A 23,549-nucleotide genomic window follows, 5' to 3' on the forward strand; every position below is an offset into this window, starting at 1 on the left:
GCCGTCAACGCCATGATTTATATGCGAAATATCACGATTACGACAGCGAAATCAGCGACTTACTTGGAGAATGTGGGTTTATTTCGTTTTTCTCGCTGAACGAAATCTCACGGCTTTCGCAAGCGCAAACGTCGCGCTTGCTGAATTCTAAAGAGATCTGTCGAGCTTAGTTTTCCAAGGGTTCAGCGAAAGGCCATAGAGCATTAAACACGAGTCTCTCCCTGACTTTAACTCTGACTAACTCCGTGAGAGCGCGAATTCTCGCCCCTGCCGGTGCCAATACGAATTGACATAGGCAGCAACTTACCCATACGTGTCGACGACTATTGCCGCGCAACCTTATTCTGCATAGCGCTTTTTTTTGATCTTGTTGTTCTGAAAATCTGAACGCGGACGTAGCCCGACGCGGGTGTGGGGGATGTCCCGGAGGTTGTTGTAATTGGTGTGAGGGGTGGCGTTTCTTCCCTCGAGCCATAGGCTCAGGTCCCAAATCAACGCCGCGTGCTCGAGGTACGTTGTTGCACACTGGTTTCGCCGACCCCGTCTCACCACCGTTGCGCCAAGCTGCTCCTTGCACTCTTTCGCTCCGACGTACTCGCGACCGGCGGTCGGCTTATGCGTAAGCGTCCGGGCTGACCGCCCTGCCGCGGGGTGAGAGTGCGGGATAGTGTCCATCATCGATAGTGGACACTATGGTGATGACGTGGCGCGGCGGACGAAGCGGCTCTGGACGGATGATGAGAAGCGGTCGATCTGCTTCCAGACGGCTGCGCCGGGTGTTTCGGTGGCACAGGTGGCGCGGCGCTACGCGGTGAACGCGAACCTGATCTTCAAGTGGCTGCGCGATCCCCGTTACGCGCCAGACCGGGCAGCGTTACCTTCGCCTGCGATGGAGCCTCGCTTTCTGCCGGTGGAGATCGTCGCAGAGGCGAAGGCGCCTGTGGCAGTGCCTGCCGCCGACAACCACATCGAGATCGAATTGGCCGGCGGCCACCGGATGCGGATCAGCGGCAGCTATGATCCCGAGGCGCTGGCGCGGCTGATCCGGGGCCTTACGGCGTGATCCCGGTTCCGGCCAACACGCGGGTCTGGCTGGCGGCCGGAGTGACCGACATGCGCAAGGGCTTTGCAGCCTTGGCGGCGCAGGCCGAGGCGGTGCTGAAGCAGGACCCGTTCGCCGGGCATCTGTTCGTGTTCCGTGGCCGTCGCGGCGATCTGGTGAAGGTCATCTGGTGGGATGGTCAGGGGGCCTGCATGTTCGTGAAGCGGCTTGAGAAGGGACGGTTTGTCTGGCCCTCGGCCAAGGATGGGAAGGTGGCGCTGACGCCGGCGCAGCTGTCGATGCTCCTGGAGGGCATCGACTGGCGGGCCCCGGAGCGGACCTGGCGGCCCTTGGCGGCGGGATAATCCGCCGATCCGGAGTGGAGAGGATTCCCACAAGGAATCCAATAAGATAAACTCTCGGCATGCTCACCCAAACCCTGACCTTGCCGGACGACCCTGAGGAGTTGCGCAGCTTCACCGCGCGGCTTCTGGCGGAGGTGAAGGCCCAGGCGATCCTGATCGAGAAGCTCCGGCATCAGTTGGCCAGGCACCGCGCGCATCGGTTCGGTGCCTCGTCGGAGACGGCGGAACAGCTGCAACTGGCGCTGGAGACCAGCGAGATCGCCGCCGCCGCGATGACGGCACGGATGAAGCTGCCGGACATCGAGGAGAAGGACAAACCCAAGCGCCGCCGGATCCCGGACCACATTCCCCGGATGGAGGTGGAACTGACGCCCGGCACAGATGCCTGCGCCGATTGCGGCGGGCGGCTGCGCCGGATCGGCGAGGATGTGACCGAGGAACTGGAGTATGTGCCGGGGCGCTTCATCGTGAACAGGATCGTCCGGCCTCGCCTGACCTGCGCCTGCTGCGAACGCTTCGTCCAGGCCCCGCTGCCAACGCGCCCGATCGAACGCGGCCGCCCGGGGCCGGGTCTGTTGGCCCATGTGCTGGTCAGCAAATACGCCGACCATCTTCCCTTGTATCGCCAGAGCCAGATCTTCGACCGTGAAGGGCTGGATCTCGACCGCTCCACGCTGGCCGACTGGGTCGGCAAGACCACGGCTTTGCTGGAACCTCTCGCCGATGCCATCGGCCACCATGTCCTCTCGGCCGAGGCGATCTTCGCCGATGACACGCCCGTCAGCATGCTCGCGCCCGGCACTGGAAAGACCCAGACGGCACGGCTCTGGACCTATGCCCGTGACGAACGCCCGTGGGGCGGCGACGCCCCACCAGCGGCATGGTATCGGTTCTCCGGCGACCGCAAGGGGCAGCACCCCAAGGACCATCTTGCCCGCTTCCGCGGCTGGATGCATGCCGACGGTTATGCCGGGTTCGAGGACCTCTATCGCTCCGGCGCCATCCGCGAGGTCGCCTGCATGGCCCATGTCAGGCGCAAGTTCGTCGACATCCACCGGTCACAGGGTTCCCCCATCGCCGAAGAGGCCATCGGCCGGATCGCCCAACTCTACGCCGTCGAGAAAGAGGCCCGCGGCTCTCCACCCGATCGCCGCGCCGACCTGCGACGCGCCCATGCCGCCCCGGTCTTCGACGATCTCGAGGTCTGGCTGGCCATGCAACTCACCACGATCTCGGGAAAATCACCGCTCGCAACCGCCATCCGCTATGCGCTGAACCGGATGGAGCGCCTGCGACCCTACTTCGACCACGGCATCCTCGAACTCGACACGGATGTTGTTGAACAGCCCCTTTCTCAGCCCTTTTGCGTCTTTGGTGGCCTGTCCTTCCAAGCTTCGGCCATGGCAACGTAGGCCGCTTCGGCTTGCGCGACGAGGTCCAGCTCTCGATGGCGGATCTCCTTGATCCAGTAGTCACGGCCAGGTCCAGCTTGCCCATGTGCCCTGGGAGAGCCAGCCCTCAGTTCCAGTTTGCGCATCTTCATGGCGACAAAGGCTGGTCTCGCCCATCGATAAGGGGCCTCCTTCGTCAGCAACTGCCAGATCAGCGCTGCGATCTTGCGCGCCGTCGCAACAGCCGCGACGTTGACCCCCTTGCGGTCCTTGATCCGTAGAAAGAAGGCGCGCAGCGGTCCGGGCACCGACGCCGCCGACCATGCGGCCTCGATCAGCATTGTCCTTGCCAGCGTGTTCCCCTGTTTGGAGATGCGTCCATGGATCGCTCGGTGGTCGCCGGATTGCCGGACCCGCGGCGTCAGGCCGAAGTAGCTCGCGAGCCTGTCGGGCGATGGGAACCGCGAGATGTCTCCGATCGCTGCAATGACCGACGTGGCGACCACGGAACTGATCCCGGCGATGCTCATCAGTTTGCGTGTGCGGCCATCATCGAGCGAGATGCGCGCCAAGGCACGATTCAGCTTCTCCAGCTTGGTATCGAGCCAGTCAAGTTCGTCGAGATGACGGGCCAGAAGATCGCGTTCCGCCTTCGGCAAGGGGGCTGTCGCAAGCCAGCGTCGGCCGCCCTTCCCGAACAGGTGACCAGCATAACCGGAGACGAGGTTGGCGTGGAGGACGGCCTGAACCCGGCTCTTCACCCGCCGGATCGAGCGCACCAGCGCCGCGCGCTCTGAGACGAGACGCCGCAGATTCTGCGTCTCGTCGTCTGCCGCCCAGACCTCCGGCAGGAACCCGGACGCATGAAGCCGCGCCAGAAGCCTGGCATCCACCTTGTCGGTCTTGACCCGCGCATGCGCGATGGCCTTCACTTGCAGTGGGTTGGCGATCACCACGCGCGCGACGAATGGCGTCAGCAGTCGGACGATGGCGGCGGTGTTCCCGGTCGCCTCCAGCACCACCTCATCGTCCTTGCGCAGCCTTTGCCCGAAGCCCAGCACCGCACCGTGCTCAAGTTCTATCCGGCATTCCTCCGTGAACCTGCCGCCATCGAGGATCGCCACCTGGGCGAAACTTCGATGCACATCCATTCCGATCGACCGCATGCAAATCCTCCCAGTTGTCGATGGGGAGTGCGCGGGCTGTGCGACATCTACGGATACGCGCTCACAGCGCAGACGGGATAGTCGCAGGGGCGGCCAGATAACAACGCGAGCTCGCAGCTCATAGTCAAAACGGCCTGCCCGCTTCTTCGCACTCCGACGCCCCTGTCCCGACAGACCAACTCTACCATGACAGGGCGAGGATCGTCAGACGGTCGAGAGGCGCCGCGCACAACATGCCCGATAACAACGCCGCCGAACGGGCCATGCGCGCGATCGCCCTCGGGCGGAAGAATTACCTCTTCGTCGGCTCCGAGGCGGGTGGAAAGGCCGCCGCCATCGCCTACACCCTGATCGAGACGGCCAAGCTCAACGCCGTCGACCCACATGCCTGGCTCGCCAACACCCTCGCCCGCATCCCCGACTACAAGATCACCAAGGTCGATGATCTGCTTCCGTGGAACTGGAACCGGTAGCGGTCAGGCCGGACGGTTACGCTTATGCCGCCGCGGTCGGAGCCTGGTGGATGCCGCCTCGGGCCATCACCGCCCAGACGACAGCCTCGGAATCGGCGGCATCACTCTTCTGTCGCTTTACAAACGGCTTGACGTAGGCAGGCGGGATGAGTCGAACATCATGGCCAAGCTTGCCGATCTCACGGCCCCATAAGTGGGCGCCGCCACAGGCTTCCATCGCGACAATGCAAGGCGGCAGCTGCCCGAAGAACTCCAACACCTGCGCTCGCCTCAGCTTCTTGCGCAGCACCGTCTGACCCGCGCCGTCAGCCCCATGCACCTGCAACACATTCTTCGCCAGATCGAGCCCTGCCGTGATATTTCCGCCAAGACCGCTCCGCTTTGTGGGCCCTCACAGACCCACCTAGGCACAGGGATGCCGTCGAGGGGCGGTTACATCATCATCGCCGACCCAACCCATCATCAGAACCATTTCACCGCCTCCTCGTGAGGTATTCTGTTTTTTTGAATTATTCATTCTTTATTTTCCGTTTTTTCAAACTATCTGACATGCAGGATGGTACTGCGGCGGGGGCAGCAAGCAGCACGCTTCGCGGCCGCGACACGGATCGGAAGTACATTTGAGGGGCAGGCAATGAAATCACATGCGCGAGTTGTAGTGATTGGTGGCGGTATCGGGGGGCTTTCAGCCCTCTATCATTTGACTTTGGAGGGCTGGAACGACGTTGTCCTACTCGAAAGGAATGAACTGACATCCGGGACCACGTGGCACTCAGCTGCCCAGTGTCCCAGCATTGCGTTCAACCAACTACTACTCCTGCTGCGCGACTATACGGTGAGGCTTTACCAGGAGCTTGCCAACGATGCCGCCTACCCAATCAATTATCACTTTGGAACGGGTGGCATGCGTCTCTTAACCAATCATACGCATGTGGACGAGGTGAACCACATTATATCGGTCGCCAAAGGCTTGGGTTTCGAATTCGATCTACTGGACGCACCTGAGGCCAAACGGCGCAATCCACTTCTGAACACTGATGGTGTTCTTGCGGCTCTTTGGGACGAACGTGATGGCGACATCGATCCGGCGCAATTGTGCCAGGCGCTGGCCGCACGCTCGCGCAGGGCAGGGGCCGAGATTCATCGCAATACCCCCGTCACGGGTCTGGCGCAAATGCCGAATGGCGAATGGCTAGTGACTACAACAAAGGGCACGATCACAGCGGAGCACATTGTTGTGGCTGCGGGGTATCGTGTCAATGAGGTCGGCGCGTTAATGGGGATTGAATACCCCGTCATCGCCATGGAGCACATGTATTTCGTCACAGAGGACATTCCTGAACTTGTGGCGCGCGAGGGCCGCATGCCCATGGTTCGCTGCCCACGCGACACCTTCTATATGCGTCAGGAAAAAAAGGGGCTTCTGGTTGGCATCTACGAACACGACTGCAAGACATTCGGCATGGACGGGATCGACCCCGATTTCGTCAACGCCCTCTGCCCCGATGATCTGGACCGGCTCTTGCCCAAGATGGAGCCAATATTTGATCGTCTGCCGTGCCTGAAAGATGTTGGCATCAAGTCCGTCGTAAATGGGCCAATCTCCTATGCTGCGGATGCGGGCCCACTGGTGGGAAAACAGCCGAGCTTGCGCAATTTTTGGTCCATGAACGGATTGCGCGTGGGCATCGGCGAGGGGGGCGGCTATGGCAAGATGCTCGCCCAGATGATAGTGCATGGTGAGACAGAGTGGGACACTTGGCAGATCGACCCTCGCCGGATCACTAGCTACGCTAACACTGAATATACCGCGCTAAAATCTATTGAGGACTACCAGCACGAGTTCCGTTGGCACCTGCCGCACGAGCATCGGCCCGCAGGGCGCCCGGCCAAAGCCTCGCCCCTCTACCCGGTGTTCAAGGCCAAGGGCGCGGCTTTTGGCGTGGTCAATGGTTGGGAAAGGGTCAGCTTCTTCAAGCCGTCGCAGGATTTTGAGGAATCGCACGGCTACGCCTTTCAGAACTGGCACCCCGTCGTAGAGGCCGAGATCGCAGCATTGCGCGCCGGGGTCGGCCTTGCCGAACTGTCTGGCTTCAATCATTACCGGATCAGCGGGCCGGGAGCTCTGGAATGGATTGACAGCCTCACCTGCTCGCCGGTTTCGCGAAAAATCGGCAAGGCAAGCCTGATCTATTTCCTGACGCCGAGAGGCAACGTCGCTGGCGAAGCCACAATCGTCCCGCTGTCGAACGGCGAGATTTTCTATGGCTCCGCCGCCGCCGCGGAATATCACGACATGGACTGGTTGACCGAGCATCTGCCCGCCGACAGCGGCATCCGCATCGAAAGTAGAACCAACACGCACACGATGCTGGTGATTGCGGGCCCAAAGACCCGCAGTATTTTGGCTGCTGTGTCGCCGCGCACAAAATGGGGGCAGAAGGACTTTCCTTGGCTGACAGCGCAGCGTTGCTTTATCGGACATATCGAGGCATTGGCCATCGCCATCAGCTTCTCGGGCGAGCAGGCATTCGAACTTCATATACCCAATACTCAGCTTTATGCAGCCTACGAGATACTGACCCAAGCAGGAAATGTCTGCGGCCTCTCACATTTCGGCATGTACGCAATCGAGTCGATGCGCATGGAAAAGGGATATGGCCACTGGAAGGGTGACTTTATCACGGAGTTCAATCCTTTCGAGGCGGGACTGGACCGGTTCGTAGACATGAACAAAGCCTTCCCCGGGAAGGAGGGTCTGCAGGCGCAGATAGCGGCCGGAAACCGCAAAAAGCGCGTAATTCTGGAGTTGCACAGCCCGGCGGCCCCGGCGCAACCAGGCGAAGGGGTGTTCGCGGGAGATAGGCCGGTGGGCTCCGTAACCTCCGCGGCCTGGGGGCACCGGACCCAAAAAAATCTCGCCATGGCATATGTGGCACCAGATCAGGCCGAGGAAGGTACGCAACTATCGCTTTTCTTGTTAGGCAAGCGAGTGGTAGCGACGGTACTTCCGTCATGCCTTTTTGATCCGGAGAACAACATCCAAAGAGGCCAGTATGTCTGATTCTCAAGCGCCACGTAATCGACGAGCCGGAGGCCGCGCAGCACGTGTCGCTGCGCGCCTCACCCCCGGAGCCGACGCAATCAATCCAGCCCCGACGGGCTCGACGGGTGGGCAGTATCGACCGCTCACGGACAGCAACTGTGCTCAGATCATCGATGCGGCTCTGACGCTATTGGCAACGGTCGGCATTGGTGAAGTTCCGAAGGTTGTAAGAGACTTGGCACTGCAGCGTGGATGCCAGTTTGATGCACATGGCCGCCTGCTTTACTCTCGTGATCTTGTCGAGGACATCGTCGCCAGCACACCGAAATCCGTGACGCTCTTGGGGCAAGATCCGCGGCACGATTTCGAAGTGAAGGGGCAGGAGGTCCGCTTCGGGACAGGTGGGGCTGCCGTGCAGACTCTTGATATTTCGAACGGCAACTATCGGCCTTCGACCCTACGCGATCTTTACGATTTTGCGCGTCTGGCAGACACGCTCGACAACCTTTGCTGGTTCACGCGTTGCTGCGTCGCCACGGATGTAGATGATGTCTTTGATCTCGACATCAACACCGCCTATGCCATAGCGGCGGGGACGACTAAGCCAATTGGCACGAGCTTCAGCTTTGGGAGTCATGTCGACGCTTGCGTTGAAATGTTTGACATGATGCTCGGAGATGTGGGAGCGTTCTCCAAGCGCCCCTTCTGTAAGGCTCACATCAGCCCGATGATCTCGCCAATGCGATACGGCGAAGACGCGGTCGATGTCGCTATAGCTGCATTGCGCCACAATATGCCTATTAATACGATAACCGCAGCACAGGCCGGCGCAACCGCACCCGCTCCCTTGGCTGGCATGTTGGCGCAATCATTGGCGGAGACGCTCGCAGCCCTTGTTTTGATCGATCTTCTGAAGCCGGGTCATCCCGTGATATTCTCGAACTGGCCATTTGTCGTCGATCTTCGCACGGGGGCATTCGCGGGAGGCAGTGCTGAGATGGCCATCTTAAATGCCGCCTCGGCGCAGCTGAGTAATTCTCTTGGGCTAATATCTGGCATTGGAGCTTCGATGTCGGATTCAAAGATACCCGATGCACAGGCAGGCTACGAGAAGGGATTGACGGCACTGGCTGCAGGTCTTGCGGGTGGTAATCTCGTCTATGAATCGGCCGGGATGTTCGCAAGTTTGTTGGGCGTTTCGTTCGAGGGGTTTGTCATCGACAATGAAATACTTGGATCCGTACAGAGGATAATTAGGGGTGTCGAAGTGAATGATGACACGCTCAATCTCGATGCGATAGAGCAGACGATCCGTGGCGCCGGTCACTATTTGGGCGGCGATCAAACTCTAGCGGCCATGCAGCGTGACTATTATTATCCGGCTTTGAGCGATAGGACCAGTCCTGTTGTTTGGACTGAGGCCGGTAAGCATGATATTCGTCAGCGTGCTCAGTTGCTTAGTCGAGACATTCTTGCTCACCATTTTCCGAATCATATCACGTATGAGGCCGATCGGCGCGTCAGGTCTACCTTCAATATCCGTTTGCCAAGAGATTGCATGAAAGCAATGAGTGGTTCTTTAATACGCGATCAAACACTCGCAGTTGCGTCAGGTGAGCGTGGAAAAGCCGGACCGGGTCCGGAGGACGAGATGTTTCGGCCGCCGCCCCGCCCCTATGCCGGCTTCTCCTGTCCTGGTGCCGGAAATGGCCCTCGATTGGCTGACCAAGCTACTGGAAGAGACGGCGATGAAGGCTTCAGCGTCATCACGCGCCGTTCGAGTTGGAGATTTGCAGCGAGACTAGCCCTCTAGGAGCCAGACGAATGACATTCCTGCCCCCCTTCGATGTTGTGCCGCGGCTCGACATGCCCCCGGGCCGGCGCCGCTTGTCGGTGGCCATCGTCTTGTCGGACGGCTTCTCGATGCTATCTCTGGGCGCGATCACCGACGCGCTGTCTCTGGCGGATCGCCAGCTTGGAGTTCAGACAGTTAGTAAAAGGCTCGTGGGCTTCCCATCCCACCGCCTCCTGTCCCGATCCGGGATCCAGGTCATCGCAGACCAGTCCCTCGATCGCGTCCAAGGCGAGGCCGAATTGATGCGGACCTATGACGGGCTTGTTCTTTGTACCGGAGACCTGCTTTCGAGCGAGCAAGCTCAGACAGCTCTTCGCCTCGTGCGAAACGCCAAACGGCACGCAAAGCCTATCTGCGTCATCGGTGGTGCGGTCCGTACGCTTGCCGAAAACGGATTGATATCAGGCTGTAGCGATCACTGGACCCGTGTTTCTAGCTTGCGCGAGACTGCGCCAACCGTATGCGTGTCCGACACCATTTTTCTTCGTGACGGTCATGTCGTGACCAGTCCTGGCGAAGCGGCGGCCCTCGATCTCGTGATCGCTCTAATCAGCGCGAGACTAGGGCAGGACGTGGCGAGTGCGGTTTCCGCGCAGCTTCTGATCGAGGGGGTTCGGGGCGGATCACGTCCTCAGCCGCGTTTCGCCGCGAATAGGTTTCGCGGCATTCCCTGCGTCCTCGGCGCAGCAATTGACATGTTCGAGGCCCGAATTGAGGAACCGCCATCGACATCTGACGTGGCCGCCGCCGTAGGCATCTCCGTTCGGCAGCTGGAACGGCTGTTTGCGAAGCATCTTAAGATCTCGCCGCAGAAATTCTGCCGTCGATCACAGTTGCAGCATGCGATTAGGCTGATTGAGCAGAGCTCAATGGAGATAATCGAGATCGCGATCGTCTGTGGATTTCGTGAGACCGCGACCTTCAACAAGCAGTTCAAGCGAGCGTATGGTGTGACGCCTTCACAATACCGGCAATTCGGTGGATGTGCCGTGAGCTATTGAAGATGGCTTAGACCTGCGTTGATTCATGGCCTAACCGCCCAGCAACCTGCTTCATTATTGCCACCGACCCTAGGGTCGTGGCGCTTGTTCGGATGAAAGGTATTCACATGGGCGCATTCGGCACTTCAAGTTTCGGCGCCAGCTCGTTCGTCGACTTCGCACGAAACCGGGGACCCGGCTTGCTCGTGAGTGCCGTGGTTGCGCTCGCCGCACAGTTTCTTTCGGAACACTACGGTGCGCCGGCCATGCTTATGGCTCTCCTGCTCGGCATCGCGTTTCATTTCCTTGCCGAAGAGGGTAAATGCGTGCCCGGCGTGGAGTTTGCGGCGAGGACCGTCTTGCGGGTGGGGGTCGCCCTGCTCGGCGCCAGGATCAGCGTCGATCTGATGGTGGGCCTCGGGGCCAAGCTGATCATCTTGCTTGTCGTGGCAGTGGCTCTGACGATTACCTTCGGCTTGGCGGTTGCGCGACTTCTCGGGCGCGGCTGGCGCTTCGGCCTGCTGACCGGCGGTTCGGTGGCGATCTGCGGTGCTTCGGCCGCGATGGCGATCTCCGCGGTCCTGCCCAGAAACGAGCATTCCGAGCGCAACCTGATCTTCACGGTGCTGAGCGTGACCGTGCTGAGCACGCTCGCGATGATCATTTATCCGATCCTTGCCGCGACGCTTGGTCTCGACGACGTCGCCTCCGGCGTCTTCCTCGGCGGCACGATCCATGACGTCGCCCAGGTTGTCGGCGCCGGCTTTTCGGTCTCTGACGAATCCGGCGAAGTGGCGACATTGGTCAAGTTGATCCGGGTGACGATGCTCGCCCCTGTCGTTCTCATTGTCTCTCTTGTGATCCGCAACCGGATGTCAGGCAATGAGCGGCCCGGAAAGCAGCCGCCGATCATTCCGTTCTTCGTCCTCGCGTTTCTCGGTTTTGCCACCCTCAACACCATGGGCGCGATCCCGGCGCTAGCGACCGACCTGATGAGCGGCATGTCCCGCTGGGCGCTACTGATCTCGGTGGCCGCGGTCGGGATGAAAACCTCGCTCAAACGCATTCTCGAGGTCGGGCGGCAAGCGATCATCCTCGTGGTGGCGGAAACTCTGTTCATCTCCAGTCTCGTGCTGGTTGGTGTCACACTCCTCGACTGAGATCATACGAGTTGCGGCCAGAAGAACGACATGGCAGATGCCGAGACGATCTTGATCGCGGCGCAGAGGTCAGGGATGCGGCTCGTGTCATCCAGGGGGAAGGCAGTTCGTCCCATTTGGCCATCTATTTTTCGACGGCACTCGCGAGATACGGAACGACATTTCACGGCGGTCGAGGACCTGCACCAGTCGCAGGCCGACTCCGTAGCCCTCTACAACGCCGCCGGGCTGCGCCAGGCCACAGGACTCGAGATCAGATCCGGGCTGGACAGCTCGGGCTTGCCTTCGAACCCGCCATGGAGCACAAAATGGCAGCAGGAGCGGCGCAAACGGCTGTCTCAAACCGTGGCGCGGTACACTGTCGCGAACGGCCAGCAAGAAGGCGGCATCGCGCGAGAGCCGGTCGAGCTTGGCGATGACCAGCGCGGCGTCTGTGGGCAGAGCCAGCTGATCGTGATACCAAGCCCTGGCCGATCCAAAGCACGGCCGCCCAGTTCGCTCGTCTGAGGGGCCACTCCAATATCGGCTTTCATTTTGCTTCAGGAAGCCGGACCAGAAAGCGGCGTGACTCTTCTTTCGAAAACAGCACCCTTACCTGATCGACAAAGGCCTTCACCAGACGGCGCGGGTTGTCAGGCAGGTGTCCTAGAACGATCTTCAGCGGAGGCGGCGCCGGGCTGAGCGGCACTTCGGCAACCCTGTCTCCGGCATAGGTAATATCCGTCGCAGGTCGCATGTGCAGCAGAGAACACCCGACCCCAGCGCCAACGAGGCTCCGCACCATCTCCAGCGTCGTGGCCGAGCTCGCGATACGTGGTGAGGCTCCTGCCTCTTCGAGGATGCGACTGTAGTATTCGCTGACGGCCGGCAAATCGAGGAGGACGAGGGTTTCGCCACCCAGGTCTTTCAACGAAACGCTGGCGCGCGCCGCGAACGAGTGGTTCCGGGGCACAAGAAGGTAGGCAGGCACCTCGACGAGTGTTTCGTAAGTAACGCCCGGTTTCATTCTCTGGGCGACACACAGGATCACGTCGAATGCGCCCGAGATCAGGCCCGTCTGGGCTGTCTCATTGTCGCAGGCGATGAACTTGATGTCGGCACGGCGGTTTTCGGCCAGCAGCCCGTGCGCGATGCCGGGCAGAAAGGCCGGGGCGACGGGCGCGTAATAGCCCACCCGCAACGTTCCGGTCAGTTGCGTGCGCATCTCGGTGCCGATGCTCATCAAGGTTTCGTATTCGTCCAACAGGTGCTGGATTCGCTGCATCAGGATCTGCCCCGTCGCTGTAGGGGCGATGCCCTTAGCGCGTTGCCGGGTCGTCAGTTGCAGGCCAAAGGCCTCTTCCACCTGGTTGACCGCCGCCAGCACGGCGGAGGGCACGACATGCAGGTGCTTGGAAGCCTCGGAAATGCTTCCACAGCGCAAGGCGGCCATGAAATAGCGCAAGGCCTTGAGGTTCGTGTCCATGTCTCGCCTATGATCATTTTTTCAGACCAATCTAGGCATATTGTTCTGTTTTTCAATTGACATTATTCCTCCGACAGTGGGTTCGCGAAACCGTCAGGAGGAAGCGATGCAAAGCCATGCAAAGGTTGTCATTGTGGGAGGGGGCGTCGGCGGGCTGTCTGCGCTCTATCACCTGTGCCTGGAAGGATGGACCGATGCTGTGCTGCTGGAGCGCAACGAGCTAACCTCGGGCACGACATGGCATTCGGCGGCGCAGTGCCCAAGCATCGCCTTCAACCAGCTTCTGCTCCTGCTGCGTGACTACTCGATCAAGCTTTACCGCGAATTGGCCGCGGACACAGCCTACCGGATCAACTATCACCATGCGACCGGAGGGCGGGGTGCGCCTGTTGTCCAGCCCCGTCCACCTCGACGAGGCGCATCACACCATGTCGGTCGCAAAGAGATCGAAGCTGGACATCGACCTGCTGGACTCGGCCGAGATAAAGCGCCGAAACCCGCATCTCAACATTGATGACGTGCTGGCCGGGCTGTGGGACGGGCGGGACGGCGATATTGACCCTGCGCAGCTTTGCCAGGCGCTGGCGGCCCGTGCGCGCCGTGCTGGGGCAAGCATCCTGCGCACTCCACGGCTGGCCGGGTTTTGCGCCGCCGTTGACACGCCGATGGGCAAGAGTTGAAGCGCGGAGCGAAAGAGGCCGTGAGAGCCGCCTCGCCGCGTCGGCAACGGTCCCCAAATTTCGGCGCCTTCGGGCGCCGCCATTTTGGGAGGGGCCGATCGTGCAGTTGAACGAGGCGCAGCCGAACCAATTAGCGACTGGTGCCGAATTGTCGCGTTCGGGATGCGGTCCGCGCGCGGGCCGCCCCTGGCGTTGACACGCCGTCGCTCCGTCGTAGCGTAGACGGCATGGTTGAAGCGATCGGACAGAGCAGGTTTCTCCTTCTGACGCGCCCGGATCCCCGGGCGGCGTGAGGTTCTGCGCTGCTACCCACCGCCCGGGGCACTCCTCTTTCATACGAAACTGACATTCGTTGAGCGACGGCAGGACCGTCGGGGAGATCTCATGTCCACCATCCAAGAAAGCCCGCTTCGGTTCGGGCCAGATCATCTATCCGCGTTGCTCTGACCCCCGGCGCTCATCCATCTGAAACCAGAGCCGGCGGGTGACAATTGCCCGCTTGCGCGGAGGGAGCAATGGGCGATCGGCGGAACGCTTCCGTTTCGTGGAGCCGATCGCCCGTTGCGGCGAGTTGGGCGGCGTAGGCCGCGGGGGTCTGGTAGCCGAGCGCCGAATGGGGGCGGTTGGCGTTGTAATCGGCCACCCAGGCGTCGATGACGGTGCGGGCATGGTCGAGGCCGAAGAACAGCGTCTCGTTCAGGAGTTCGTCGCGCATCTTCGAATTGAAGGCCTCGCAGATCCCGTTCTGCATCGGCTTGCCCGGTGCGATGAAGTGCCAGGGCACGCCCATCTCCTCGCTCCAGGCCAGCATCGCGTTCGAGGTGAACTCGGTCCCGTGGTCGCTGACGATCAGGCCGGGCTGGCCGCGCCGGGCGATCAAGGCAGTCAGCTCCCGCGCCACGCGGCGGCCCGAGATCGAGGTGTCGACCACGACCGCCAGGCATTCCTTCGTGACATCGTCGATCACGTTGAAGATCCGGAACCGCCGACCTTGGGCGAACTGGTCATGCACGAAGTCGACCGACCAGCGCGCGTTCGGCGCGGCCACCGTCAGGAGCGGTGCCCGCGTGCCCGTCGCCTTCTTCCGTCCCCGCCGCTTGCGCACCGACAGGCCCTCCTCACGGTAGAGCCGCTGGGTCTTCTTGCGGTTCACGACATGGCCCTCCCGCCTCAGCAGAACATGCAGCCGCCGGTAGCCGAACCGGCGCCGCTCGGACGCCAGCGCCCGCAGGCGCTCGCGCAGGTCGTGATCGTCGGGGCGTCGGCCGCGGTATCGGATCGAGGTCCGGTCCGCGCCGATCACGGAACACGCCCGCCGCTCGCTCATCTCGTGGCGCTCCACGAGGATCGCGACGGCTTCGCGCCTGGCGGCGGGCGTTACCACTTTCGCGACAGGAGGTCCTTCAGGGCAGCCTGGTCGAGCAGCGACTCCGCCAAGAGCCGCTTCAGCCGGGCATTCTCCTCTTCCAGCGCCTTCAGCCGCTTCGCATCCGACACGTCCATCCCGCCGAACTTGGCCTTCCAGGCGTAGAACGTCGCGCTGCTGATCCCGTGCCGGCGGCACAGCTCCGCCGTCTTCGCACCCGCTTCCTGCTCGCGCAGGATGCCGATGATCTGCTCTTCCGTGAACTTCGATCGCTTCATGCTCCGGTCCTCTCATTGGGCCGGACTCTAGCATCAGATGGAGGAGTTCTCGGGGGTCAGAGCAGCAGAGTTTTCCGGCTTCTGCTCTGAGCCCTAACCTTGGATCGCCGGAAGCTGGAGTTTTCCGGTTCTGATCACGACGGGCTGGCAGCGTCATCGGGAAAGTGCATGGCGATCGGGACGTTGTATCCGATCGCGCTGTGGGGTCGGTCCTCGTTGTACAACTGAACGCCAGAACACCCACGTTACCGACCGGCGCGAGGTTCTTTATCCATGGCATCCCTGGTTCGGCAGATCGGTCTATGTCCATTCTGTGGTCGACAAGCCCGGCGATGCAGTGTTTCGGTGCAATCTCACCGGCCGCCGGTCGGACCGGCTTCTGGAAGTTCCCATTTGGATGTTTGACCGGACAGCATGTGCTTCCTGCCGCCGTTCTGGTTCTGCGCATGTGGGCCTGGAGGCTCTAAGGGCTCTCGCGGGGCTGGTATTCGACGCCGCTTGTGTTCCGCTCAATAAATCCGGCTCCCCATCACGCGATGACGCAGCATCGGACGCTGAACACGAGATTCGGAGGTTGGCCCATGCCGCGCAAAATGACGACGACGCAACTCGAGCTGTTCCCGGACATCCAGTCCGCGCCCGTGACACAGACACCGCCTTGGCAAAGCCTTCCCGACGACACGCAGCAAACACTGACACGGTTGATGGCACGCCTGATAGCAGAACACGCCGGTGCGGCGGACGGGGGGAGCGATCATGAAGCATGAGAAGATTGGTCCGCAGCATTTGGAACGCAAGGCGATCCTTTACGTCCGCCAGTCATCAGCCCACCAGGTCCTGCACAACCGGGAAAGCAGCGCCCTGCAATATGCCATGCGGGAGCGGCTTTCGGATTTGGGCTGGAGCCGGATCGACACCGTGGATGACGACCTCGGCCGTTCTGCCGCCGGGGGTGTCGCGCGGGAAGGCTTTGACCGGATGATCGCCGATGTTTGTCTCGGCAAGGTCGGCGCCGTCGCGGCGCGTGAAGTATCCCGCTTTGCGCGCAACAGCCGGGACTGGCAGTTGCGCTCATACCGTCCCGCGCCGCAGAGGCGGTCGGCCTCGGCATCCAGCATCGCGTTCAGGGCCTCCTCAACCGTCCCACGCACCATCTCGCCCAGATGATCCCGTATCCGGGCCTCATCGATCTGGATCACTTGCCCCATCGGCTTCGGCTTCTCGTTCTCGTCCATTCTCAGCTCCTCTCAGCCAGTCTGAAAGGGGCCGACCTCACGGTCAAATGTGCGAAAGACTTTGTACGTTATCGATGGGAAAGTTCCTGCTTGGGATAGATCGAATTTATGGACACCATCATCATGCATCGGAGCGGTCAGCCCAGACGTCTACGGTTTACCCGCAGCTACCTGCGGCTGCGGGCACATGCTTGCGGTTGCGGTTGTGCTGATCTGGTGTTGATGTGGCGTTGATGTAGACGCGGACAGGCCGGTGGTATGGGAATACCTCCGGCTTATGTATTTGATAATGCGTCTATTTTTGGTTGCGGGGGTAGGATTTGAACCTACGACCTTCAGGTTATGAGTCTGACGCTCGTGGCATCAGACCACTTGCCGACTATCTCCTTCTCATCGTCTCCCGGCGCTGTTGCGAAGGTCTGTAGGGACTGTCGCGCGGCAATGTCCTGAAGAAGCCGGGGCCGTGCGTCCAGTTCAGGAACTGGCTGACGCTGTCGACCTGGTCGTCGTGCCTGGCCCGCGGGAACCCGAGCAGTTCGGTGCGAAGACCGGGCAACCAGGGCGCGCTCCGGGGCACCACCACCTTGCCGGCCTCGATGGGAGCGCAGGCCGCGTTGAACCGCACCTCCTTGTCCTGGATCGGTTTGATCTCGCGGAACCGCGACGGCATGATCCGGTGGCATTCCTGCAAGAGCGGAATGCCAGAGCCGGCCCTCTCGATCAGGACCTTGTCGGCGCGCCAGCTCTCCCCGAGCGCCAGCGCCTTGCGCTTGAGCTCGGGATAGTCAAGCCGATCACGGAAGAGGTCGAGCAGGTACCACAGCCCCTCGCGGAAGCCCCAAGTGGTGCAGACCGAGAAGTCGCTGCGCGGATCGGAGGACATGCCGGTATCCCAGCTCTGCACGACCAGCTGGAACCAGTCGCGCGGCATGGCTTCGTCGCAGGTCTTGAACCACTCCCACCTCAGCGCCGAGCCGTCGGCGGCGATCGGGTTCTGCTGGTACTGCATGTTGAAGACCGCGGTGCCGAACTCGCGGCGGAGTTCGTCGAGAACCGTGTGATCCATCCGTTGCGGGAAGAGCGCGTCGCCGGTCCGCCGGTGATGCACCCTGCCGAAGCCGACGGGGATCTGCGCGTCTTCCTCGGCAATCGCTGGCAGGTTGAGATGCCGGTAGTTGCCCTTCGACAGGAGATACCCGGCCGGGTCGACCTCGTGGAGGCGCTGCTGGATCGCCACGACCCGCCCGCTGCGCGGATCGTCGAAGCGCGACAGGAGCGAACCTTCGATGTAGTCCTGGGCGCGCAGGCGTTCGGTCTCGGAACTGGCGTCGCCCGCCTTCAGGAGATCGTCGATAACGATGTAATCGGCGCCGAAGCCGGTGACCGCGCCGCCGATGGAGACGGCCTTGCGGCCGCCTCTCCTGGTGGTGCGGATCTCGTCCTGGCGCGCGCCGCGCGGGGCGATGCGGGTGCGCGGGAAGAGGCGGCGATACCAGTCGCTCTCAACCACGCGGCGGAAATCCTCCGCGTGCTTGCGCGCCAGGTCGAGCCCGTAGCTCGCAACGATGACCTTCTCGCTCGGATCACGCCCCAGGAGCCAGGCCGGGAAGGCGACCGCCGCGGCAATCGACTTCAGATGGCGCGGCGGCACGGTGATGACGAGACGCCGGTTCTCGCCGCGCCAGAGGTTCTCGAGCTCATGGCAGATCGCCTGAACGTGCCAGTTCGGGATGAAGCTGTCGCCACTGCCGCGGTGGAGCTCGTCGAAGACCCGCCAGGTGAAGGCGAAGAGGCTCGCGCGCGACAGCTCGTCCGCCGCCTGGCGCGCGAGTCCCGGACCCATCTCACTCATTGCGCTTCCTCCTCGTCATCGAGATCGAGCGCGCCGTCGCGCACCATCTGCGCGAAGTAGCGCAGCATGTCGCGATCGCCGTCGCGCCCGGCATCGTCCTCGCCCTCGTCCGGCGCGGCCGTGGCATCGCCCGACGCCTCGATCTTCTTGAGATAGGGAAGCAGGCGGATCATCTTGTCGCCCGACTTCGGATCCCCCTCGAGCGCCTGTTTCGAGAGGCGTTTCAGGAAGACCTCGAAGACGGTGATCTTGCGTCGCTTGCCGCCCTCCAGCACCGTGATCTGCTGCATCAGAACCGCGCGCAGGATGGTATCGACGTTCTTGGCGCCCTTCGGGCGTCCGCGGGGGTTGCCGGACTGGCCCGGCTTGAACCGGGTTGCGACCGGCGGCCGGCCGTAGCCGACCTCGTAGGTGCCGTCACTGCGTCGCCTGGCCATGGTCGGCCTCCGTCTCAAGGGCAGCGGCGCGGGTGTCGAAACGCTCGCCGGTTTCGGCCAGGACGGCGGAGCCGCCGGTCAGGGCCTGCCAGCGGCGGACCGCGACGTCACAGTAGAGCGGGTCGATCTCGATCAGCCGGGCCCGGCGCCGGGTCTTGTCGGCGGCGAGAAGCGTCGAGCCCGACCCGCCGAAGGGATCGAGCACGATCTCGCCGCGATGGCTGACGTCGCGGATCGCATCTGCTACAAGCGCCGTGGGCTTCACCGTCGGGTGATCGGCGAGGTCCGCCGCCCTCCCCCGGCGGAAGGTGTTGACACCGGGATAGTCCCAAACGTTGGTGCGGTAGCGGCCATGGCGGCCCAGCTCGACGTTGTTGACATGGCGCGCGCCTTCCTTCTTGAAGACGCAAACCAGCTCGTGCTTGCTCCGATACAGCGATCCCATCCCGCCATTGGTCTTGTTCCAGACGCAGAGGTTGATGAGCGACAGGTCTTCGGACTTGCCGGCGAAGATCAGGTCCTCGACATGGCGCCAGTCGATCGCCCCGAAAGCCATGCCACCTTCCATGAGAACGGACTTGCACCGGCGCAGAAAGCCTGCCAAAAAGTTGCGGAACTCGCTGTCCGACATCTCGCCCGAAGCCATCGCGAACTCGCGATGGGCGGCTTTGGTGCGGACATGTCCCGCAACCTGGACATTGAACGGCGGGTCGGTGAACACCATCCGCGCCAGTTCGCCCTCCATCAGCCGGGCGTAACTCGTCCCGAGAAGCGCGTCGCCGCACAGGAGGCGGTGCTCGCCGAGCACCCAGAGATCGCCCGGGCGGGTCACCGCGGGCGTTTCCTCACCGGGCAAGTCGACCCGCTCGGTCTCTTCCGTGCCGGCCGCCTCGCCTTCGAGGATGATGTCGAGCTCAGGCGTGTTGAAGCCGGTGAGCGAGAGGTCGAAGTCAAGTTCGCCCTTGAACTCCAGCTCGGAGAGATCGACGATCTCGAGCCGCAGCAGGTCGGCATCCCACTCGGACAGCTCGGCGATGCGGTTGTCGGCGATCCGGTAGGCGCGGATCTGGGCCTCCGTCAGATGCTCGATCCGGATCGTCGGCACCGTCGCGAGCCCCAGCCGCATGGCGGCCTCGTAGCGTCCGTGCCCGGCGACGATGACGTTGTCCTTGTCGATCAGCACCGGGTTGACGAAGCCGTACTCGCGGATCGAGCGGGTGATGAGCTCGACCTGCTTGTCGTCATGCCGGCGGGCATTGCGGACATAAGGCTTGAGCGCGGCGAGCGGCAGATGCCGGATCACGCCGGCATCAACGGCTTGCTTGCGATCGACCGGCAAGGACTGGCCGGTCCCGCAGGCGGGGTCAGTGGTCGTGGTCATTATTCATCTCCATGTTTGCCCGCCACCGGAATACGGCGGAGGCATCAAGATTGAGGGAAGTCGAGCGATGCGCGCCCGAGGCGTCACATCGGCGTCGGGGGCCGCCGGTTGGTCCTGCTGGAACGGCTCTGGGCCGATACGCAGTTGTCAGGCCGTGCGGCGATCAAAAGCGCTCTGCGCTCGGGGTTTTATCGATGGCGTCGTGCCGAGGCGTCTACTGCCGGTGCTTCTTTGCTCTATCGTGTCGAACATTGGACGTCAGCTTGGACGCCACTTCCCGTATCTCTCATTCGCCCTTTAAGGCATCACCTATACGAACGATGTAGATCAACAGGGAATGGGCGTCAAGATGCAAGCCAATATTTTTTGTTTTGATACAGGTACTTAGTCACACTTTCTTTGTCAATCGAGACCCTCGTACGACAGACATTCCCGCTGGACTTCTCCGCCACGGCAAGCGTTCCTGTTGCCACGCCCGGCACCCACCCCCGGGCTTCACCCGGTACCGGGCCCGGCATGCCGCGGGGCCCATGACCAGGGGAGAAGACCCAGATGGCACGGAAACCGAAGACCCCCGGCGCAGAGAAGCAAGGCACCTCCGGCGCGAAGGCCACCGAGACAGCGACGGGCACGGCCGGCGCGCCGGCGCAGATCAGCAAGCTCGCCCGGCTGAAGGTCATGCTCGCGTCCCCCGAGGGCGCAAGTATCGCGGAGATCGGCGCCACCCTCGCCTGGCAGCCGCACACGGTCCGCGCGGCCCTGAGTTCGCTGCGCAAGGCCGGCGCCACGATCGAGCGGATCGCGCCGGAGGCCAAGGGCGAGGCCGCCCGCTACCGGCTGGTGGCGGGAACCGAGGGCAGCGAATGAGCCCGCTGCCGACGATCGCCGCTCTCGAGGCGATGGAGCGGGCCGAGCTTCTCGCCGCCTGGACCGCGATCTTCGGCGGACCCGCGCCGCGCAGCATCAGCCAGCCGCTGCTGCGCCGCTTCCTCGCGATCGAGATCCAGGCCCGCCGCTCCGGCGGCCTGACCGCGAAGTTCCACGCAGGGCTCGACCGCGCGGCGCGGCAAGAGACGAGGGCTGCGGCACGACCGCTGCAGCCCGGCGGCCGGCTCCTGCGGGAATGGAACGGCGTGACCCACGTCGTCGAGGTGACCGGTGACGGCTATCACTGGAACGGCGCGGTCTACCGCTCGCTGTCGGCGATCGCGCGGGAGATCACCGGCGCGCACTGGTCGGGGCCGCGCTTCTTCGGGCTGAAGGGGGCGACGGCATCATGACGAAGCCGGTGATCCGCTGCGCCGTCTATACCCGCAAGTCCTCCGAAGACGGGCTCGATCAGGACTTCAACTCGCTCGATGCGCAGCACGAGGCCTGCGCCGCCTATATCGCCAGCCAGCGCCACGAGGGCTGGAAGATGCTGCCCGCCCGCTACGACGATGGCGGGGTTTCCGGCGGCACGCTCGAGCGCCCGGCGCTGCAACGCCTCCTCGCCGACATCGGTGCCGGCCGCATCGACATGGTCGTGGTCTACAAGATCGACCGCCTCACCCGCTCGCTCGCCGACTTCGCCAAGCTCGTCGAGCGGCTCGAGGCGGCGAACTGCTCCTTCGTCTCGGTGACCCAGGCCTTCAACACCTCGAGTTCGATGGGTCGGCTCACCCTCAACGTGCTTCTCTCCTTCGCCCAGTTCGAACGCGAGGTCACCGCCGAACGCATTCGCGACAAGATCGCCGCCTCGAAGAAGAAGGGCCTCTGGATGGGCGGCCTGCCGCCCCTCGGCTACGATCCCCATCCCGATCGGCAACGGCGCGAACTCGTGGTCAATCCACGCGAGGCGGAGACTGTCCGCCGGCTCTTCGCGCTCTACGCGGACCACCGCAACCTGCGCCGCACCGAAGAGGCAGCGGCACGCGAGGGTCTCCGCTCGAAGCGCCATCACTTCGCCAGCGGGCGGCAGCAGGGCGGTGGCGCGCTCAGCCGCGGACAGATCCACAAGATCCTCACCAACCCGGTCTATCTTGGCCGGATCCGCCACCGCGACAGGTGCTGGCCCGGCAGCCATCCCGCCATCGTCACGGAGGTGCTCTGGACCGAGGTGCAGGACCTGCTGCAGGCCGCCTCGGCGAGGCGCCGCGGCACGCGCGCCGGCGCGCTCGCGGGTCACGAGGCGCCGCTCAAGGGCAAGCTCCGCGACGAGACCGGCGATCCCCTGACCCCGACCCATACCCAGCGCCGGGGCCGCAAGCTCCGTTACTACGTGTCGAACCGGCTGATCTCGGGCGGCCGCGACGCGTCCGGCTGGCGCCTGCCGGCCGGCGCGCTCGAGGCGGCGGTCGCGAATGCCATCGCCGTGCATCTCGCCGCCTCGGCCGCACGGCACGCGGTCCTCGCGCAACCCGACGCCGCCGAGGCGGCACCGGCTTCCGCCGCCATTGCCCTCCTCGCGCAGTCAATCAGGCGCGAAGAATGCCGGGCCGGCGCGGTGCTCATCGACACGATCGCCCTCGCCCGCGGCCGCCTCGACATCGATCTCGACCGCGATGCCGTGGCGGCGGCGGCCGGTCTTCCCGCCGGGCGGCTCCATCCCGCGCTCTTGCGGATCGAGGCGCCCTTCGCCTGCCGCCGGCGCGGCGTGGAGACGCGGATCATTGCCGGTGACCCGCTGCCCGCCCCCGACGCCACTCTCATCCGGGCGCTTCGCAACGCCCATCGCTGGGCCGAGGCACTGAAATCCGGCACGGCCCTCGGCCGGCTTGCTGCGGCCGAAAAGGTCGCCGAGCGCTACCTCGCGCGGATCCTGCACCTCGCCGGTCTCTCGCCGCGCATCCAGGCCGCCATTCTCAACGGGACCCAGCCGGCCGAGCTCACGCTCGAGCGCCTCGTCAAGGTGCAGCTCCCGCTCGACTGGACGGCGCAGGAACGGCTCCTCGGCTTCGCCGGCTGAGGGCTTTCCCTGCACGGGGCAATTCTTTCCCTGATCGGTGTCGGACCGTTCCCTGTTCGGTCGAATTCTTTCCCTGTTCGATCGCGCAGGGAATTGCCCAGGCAAGCCATTGTTATTACTGGGTGAATCGGGGCGGCTATCGGCGAAAATGATAGCGAATTGGGAAAATTCGCTGTAGATCCGGCCGGAACAGCGAAAGCGCACCGGGCTTTCGGGCCAGGAGAGACGGCCCGCCGTTTAGGTGCGGAATCGGCCGATGCCGTGCGTCTCTCCGCTCTGGCGGGTTCGGTAAGCGGCCGGAATCGCGCGGGAATTCCGCGCAGAATCGGCGACAGGGAATGAGACGGGGGTCGGTGGCGGAGGAAGTGCAACAAATATCGAACTCTCTCTCGTGCCAGTGTCGAGCTCTGACGGATGCTGCGCAACCGCT

The 23,549-nt window shown here is 62.9% G+C and carries 18 protein-coding genes and 5 pseudogenes; 15 read left to right on the forward strand and 8 right to left on the reverse strand.

Annotated features, from left to right (window positions below; genetic code table 11):
• Positions 1 to 667: 667 nt before the first annotated feature.
• Genes tnpA through tnpC form a run of 3 tightly spaced genes read left to right on the forward strand, consistent with a single transcriptional unit; the run spans position 668 to position 2,819 of the window.
• Positions 668 to 1,063, forward strand: a complete 396-nt coding sequence (gene tnpA / locus G5V65_RS19790) for an IS66-like element accessory protein TnpA (protein ID WP_165053832.1) — start codon at positions 668 to 670, stop codon at positions 1,061 to 1,063.
• Positions 1,060 to 1,407, forward strand: coding sequence for an IS66 family insertion sequence element accessory protein TnpB (tnpB, locus tag G5V65_RS19795; RefSeq protein WP_165053835.1), 348 nt, complete (start codon positions 1,060 to 1,062; stop codon positions 1,405 to 1,407). The genes tnpA and tnpB overlap by 4 nt, the downstream gene beginning before the upstream one ends.
• A 59-nt stretch (positions 1,408 to 1,466) precedes the next feature.
• Positions 1,467 to 2,819 (forward strand): IS66 family transposase, encoded by a 1,353-nt coding sequence (gene tnpC / locus G5V65_RS19800; RefSeq protein WP_165053838.1) that lies wholly within the window; start codon positions 1,467 to 1,469, stop codon positions 2,817 to 2,819.
• Here tnpC and G5V65_RS19805 read toward each other — a convergent pair.
• Positions 2,762 to 3,949, reverse strand: a complete 1,188-nt coding sequence (locus G5V65_RS19805; RefSeq protein WP_165053878.1) for an IS110 family transposase — start codon at positions 3,947 to 3,949, stop codon at positions 2,762 to 2,764. The two genes, tnpC and G5V65_RS19805, sit on opposite strands and share 58 nt — an antisense overlap.
• Positions 3,950 to 4,206: 257 nt before the next feature.
• Between G5V65_RS19805 and G5V65_RS19810 the strand changes: the two are divergent.
• A pseudogene (locus G5V65_RS19810) lies at positions 4,207 to 4,437 on the forward strand (transposase domain-containing protein); the annotation flags it as partial.
• A 67-nt stretch (positions 4,438 to 4,504) separates the two neighbouring features.
• Here G5V65_RS19810 and G5V65_RS19815 read toward each other — a convergent pair.
• Positions 4,505 to 4,795, reverse strand: a pseudogene (locus tag G5V65_RS19815) (IS110 family transposase); the annotation flags it as partial.
• A gap of 198 nt (positions 4,796 to 4,993) precedes the next feature.
• Between G5V65_RS19815 and G5V65_RS19820 the strand changes: the two are divergent.
• The 5 genes from G5V65_RS19820 to G5V65_RS19840 all read left to right on the forward strand — a co-directional run bounded on the left by G5V65_RS19820 (position 4,994) and on the right by G5V65_RS19840 (position 11,985).
• The gene (locus tag G5V65_RS19820) at positions 4,994 to 7,501 is read left to right on the forward strand and encodes a GcvT family protein (RefSeq protein ID WP_343162873.1); all 2,508 of its coding nucleotides are present in this window, start codon (positions 4,994 to 4,996) and stop codon (positions 7,499 to 7,501) included.
• Positions 7,494 to 9,296, forward strand: a complete 1,803-nt coding sequence (locus G5V65_RS19825) for a trimethylamine methyltransferase family protein (protein WP_165053841.1) — start codon at positions 7,494 to 7,496, stop codon at positions 9,294 to 9,296. Before G5V65_RS19820 ends, G5V65_RS19825 begins: the two co-directional genes overlap by 8 nt.
• An 11-nt stretch (positions 9,297 to 9,307) precedes the next feature.
• Positions 9,308 to 10,339, forward strand: coding sequence for a GlxA family transcriptional regulator (locus tag G5V65_RS19830; protein ID WP_165053844.1), 1,032 nt, complete (start codon positions 9,308 to 9,310; stop codon positions 10,337 to 10,339).
• Positions 10,340 to 10,446: 107 nt separating this feature from the next.
• Positions 10,447 to 11,478 carry a YeiH family protein gene (locus tag G5V65_RS19835; protein ID WP_165053847.1) on the forward strand — a complete coding sequence of 344 codons (1,032 nt, stop codon included), beginning with the start codon at positions 10,447 to 10,449 and terminating at the stop codon, positions 11,476 to 11,478.
• 30 nt (positions 11,479 to 11,508) lie between these two features.
• Complete coding sequence (locus G5V65_RS19840; RefSeq protein WP_165053850.1) at positions 11,509 to 11,985, forward strand: hypothetical protein; 477 nt, start codon at positions 11,509 to 11,511, stop codon at positions 11,983 to 11,985.
• Positions 11,986 to 12,007: 22 nt separating this feature from the next.
• Here G5V65_RS19840 and G5V65_RS19845 read toward each other — a convergent pair whose 3' ends face one another.
• Entirely contained in the window at positions 12,008 to 12,943 is a 936-nt protein-coding gene (locus G5V65_RS19845) for a LysR family transcriptional regulator (RefSeq protein WP_165053853.1), read from the reverse strand.
• 106 nt (positions 12,944 to 13,049) lie between these two features.
• Between G5V65_RS19845 and G5V65_RS22935 the strand changes: the two are divergent.
• A pseudogene (locus G5V65_RS22935) lies at positions 13,050 to 13,271 on the forward strand (FAD-dependent oxidoreductase); the annotation flags it as partial.
• Positions 13,240 to 13,623, forward strand: a complete 384-nt coding sequence (locus tag G5V65_RS22750; protein WP_343162874.1) for an FAD-dependent oxidoreductase — start codon at positions 13,240 to 13,242, stop codon at positions 13,621 to 13,623. The pseudogene G5V65_RS22935 and the gene G5V65_RS22750, both read left to right, overlap by 32 nt.
• A 457-nt stretch (positions 13,624 to 14,080) precedes the next feature.
• On the opposite strand, the gene G5V65_RS19860 is transcribed toward G5V65_RS22750, so the two are convergent.
• Positions 14,081 to 15,267, reverse strand: a protein-coding gene (locus tag G5V65_RS19860; protein ID WP_165053861.1) for an IS3 family transposase whose coding sequence is annotated in 2 segments (ribosomal slippage) — positions 14,081 to 15,006 and positions 15,006 to 15,267 — 1,188 coding nt in all. Because the reading frame shifts where the segments join, the coding sequence is not laid out codon by codon here.
• A gap of 756 nt (positions 15,268 to 16,023) precedes the next feature.
• On the opposite strand from G5V65_RS19860, the pseudogene G5V65_RS23040 reads away from it, so the two are divergent.
• A pseudogene (locus tag G5V65_RS23040) lies at positions 16,024 to 16,269 on the forward strand (recombinase family protein); the annotation flags it as partial.
• Here the strand turns inward: G5V65_RS23040 and G5V65_RS23045 are convergent.
• From G5V65_RS23045 to G5V65_RS19880, 4 genes and pseudogenes are all read right to left on the reverse strand, one after another.
• A pseudogene (locus G5V65_RS23045) lies at positions 16,257 to 16,475 on the reverse strand (IS256 family transposase); the annotation flags it as partial. The pseudogenes G5V65_RS23040 and G5V65_RS23045 overlap by 13 nt on opposite strands.
• 406 nt (positions 16,476 to 16,881) lie before the next feature.
• Positions 16,882 to 18,354, reverse strand: a complete 1,473-nt coding sequence (terL, locus tag G5V65_RS19870) for a phage terminase large subunit (RefSeq protein WP_165053863.1) — start codon at positions 18,352 to 18,354, stop codon at positions 16,882 to 16,884.
• Positions 18,351 to 18,791, reverse strand: coding sequence for a DUF5681 domain-containing protein (locus G5V65_RS19875; protein ID WP_165053866.1), 441 nt, complete (start codon positions 18,789 to 18,791; stop codon positions 18,351 to 18,353). The genes terL and G5V65_RS19875 overlap by 4 nt, the downstream gene beginning before the upstream one ends.
• Complete coding sequence (locus G5V65_RS19880) at positions 18,772 to 20,172, reverse strand: site-specific DNA-methyltransferase (protein ID WP_165053869.1); 1,401 nt, start codon at positions 20,170 to 20,172, stop codon at positions 18,772 to 18,774. The genes G5V65_RS19875 and G5V65_RS19880 overlap by 20 nt, the downstream gene beginning before the upstream one ends.
• 552 nt (positions 20,173 to 20,724) lie before the next feature.
• Between G5V65_RS19880 and G5V65_RS19885 the strand changes: the two genes are divergently transcribed.
• The 3 genes from G5V65_RS19885 to G5V65_RS19895 are packed head-to-tail and all read left to right on the forward strand — an operon-like array spanning position 20,725 to position 23,119.
• Entirely contained in the window at positions 20,725 to 21,039 is a 315-nt protein-coding gene (locus G5V65_RS19885; protein ID WP_165053872.1) for a DUF3489 domain-containing protein, read from the forward strand.
• Entirely contained in the window at positions 21,036 to 21,452 is a 417-nt protein-coding gene (locus G5V65_RS19890; protein ID WP_165053874.1) for a DUF2924 domain-containing protein, read from the forward strand. Before G5V65_RS19885 ends, G5V65_RS19890 begins: the two co-directional genes overlap by 4 nt.
• On the forward strand, positions 21,449 to 23,119 hold the full coding sequence (locus tag G5V65_RS19895; RefSeq protein WP_165053876.1) for a recombinase family protein: 1,671 nt from the start codon (positions 21,449 to 21,451) through the stop codon (positions 23,117 to 23,119). The genes G5V65_RS19890 and G5V65_RS19895 overlap by 4 nt, the downstream gene beginning before the upstream one ends.
• Positions 23,120 to 23,549: the final 430 nt, after the last annotated feature.

It is taken from the genome of Paragemmobacter kunshanensis (assembly GCF_011059185.1).
In the GTDB taxonomy this organism is placed as follows: Bacteria; Pseudomonadota; Alphaproteobacteria; order Rhodobacterales; family Rhodobacteraceae; genus Paragemmobacter; species Paragemmobacter kunshanensis.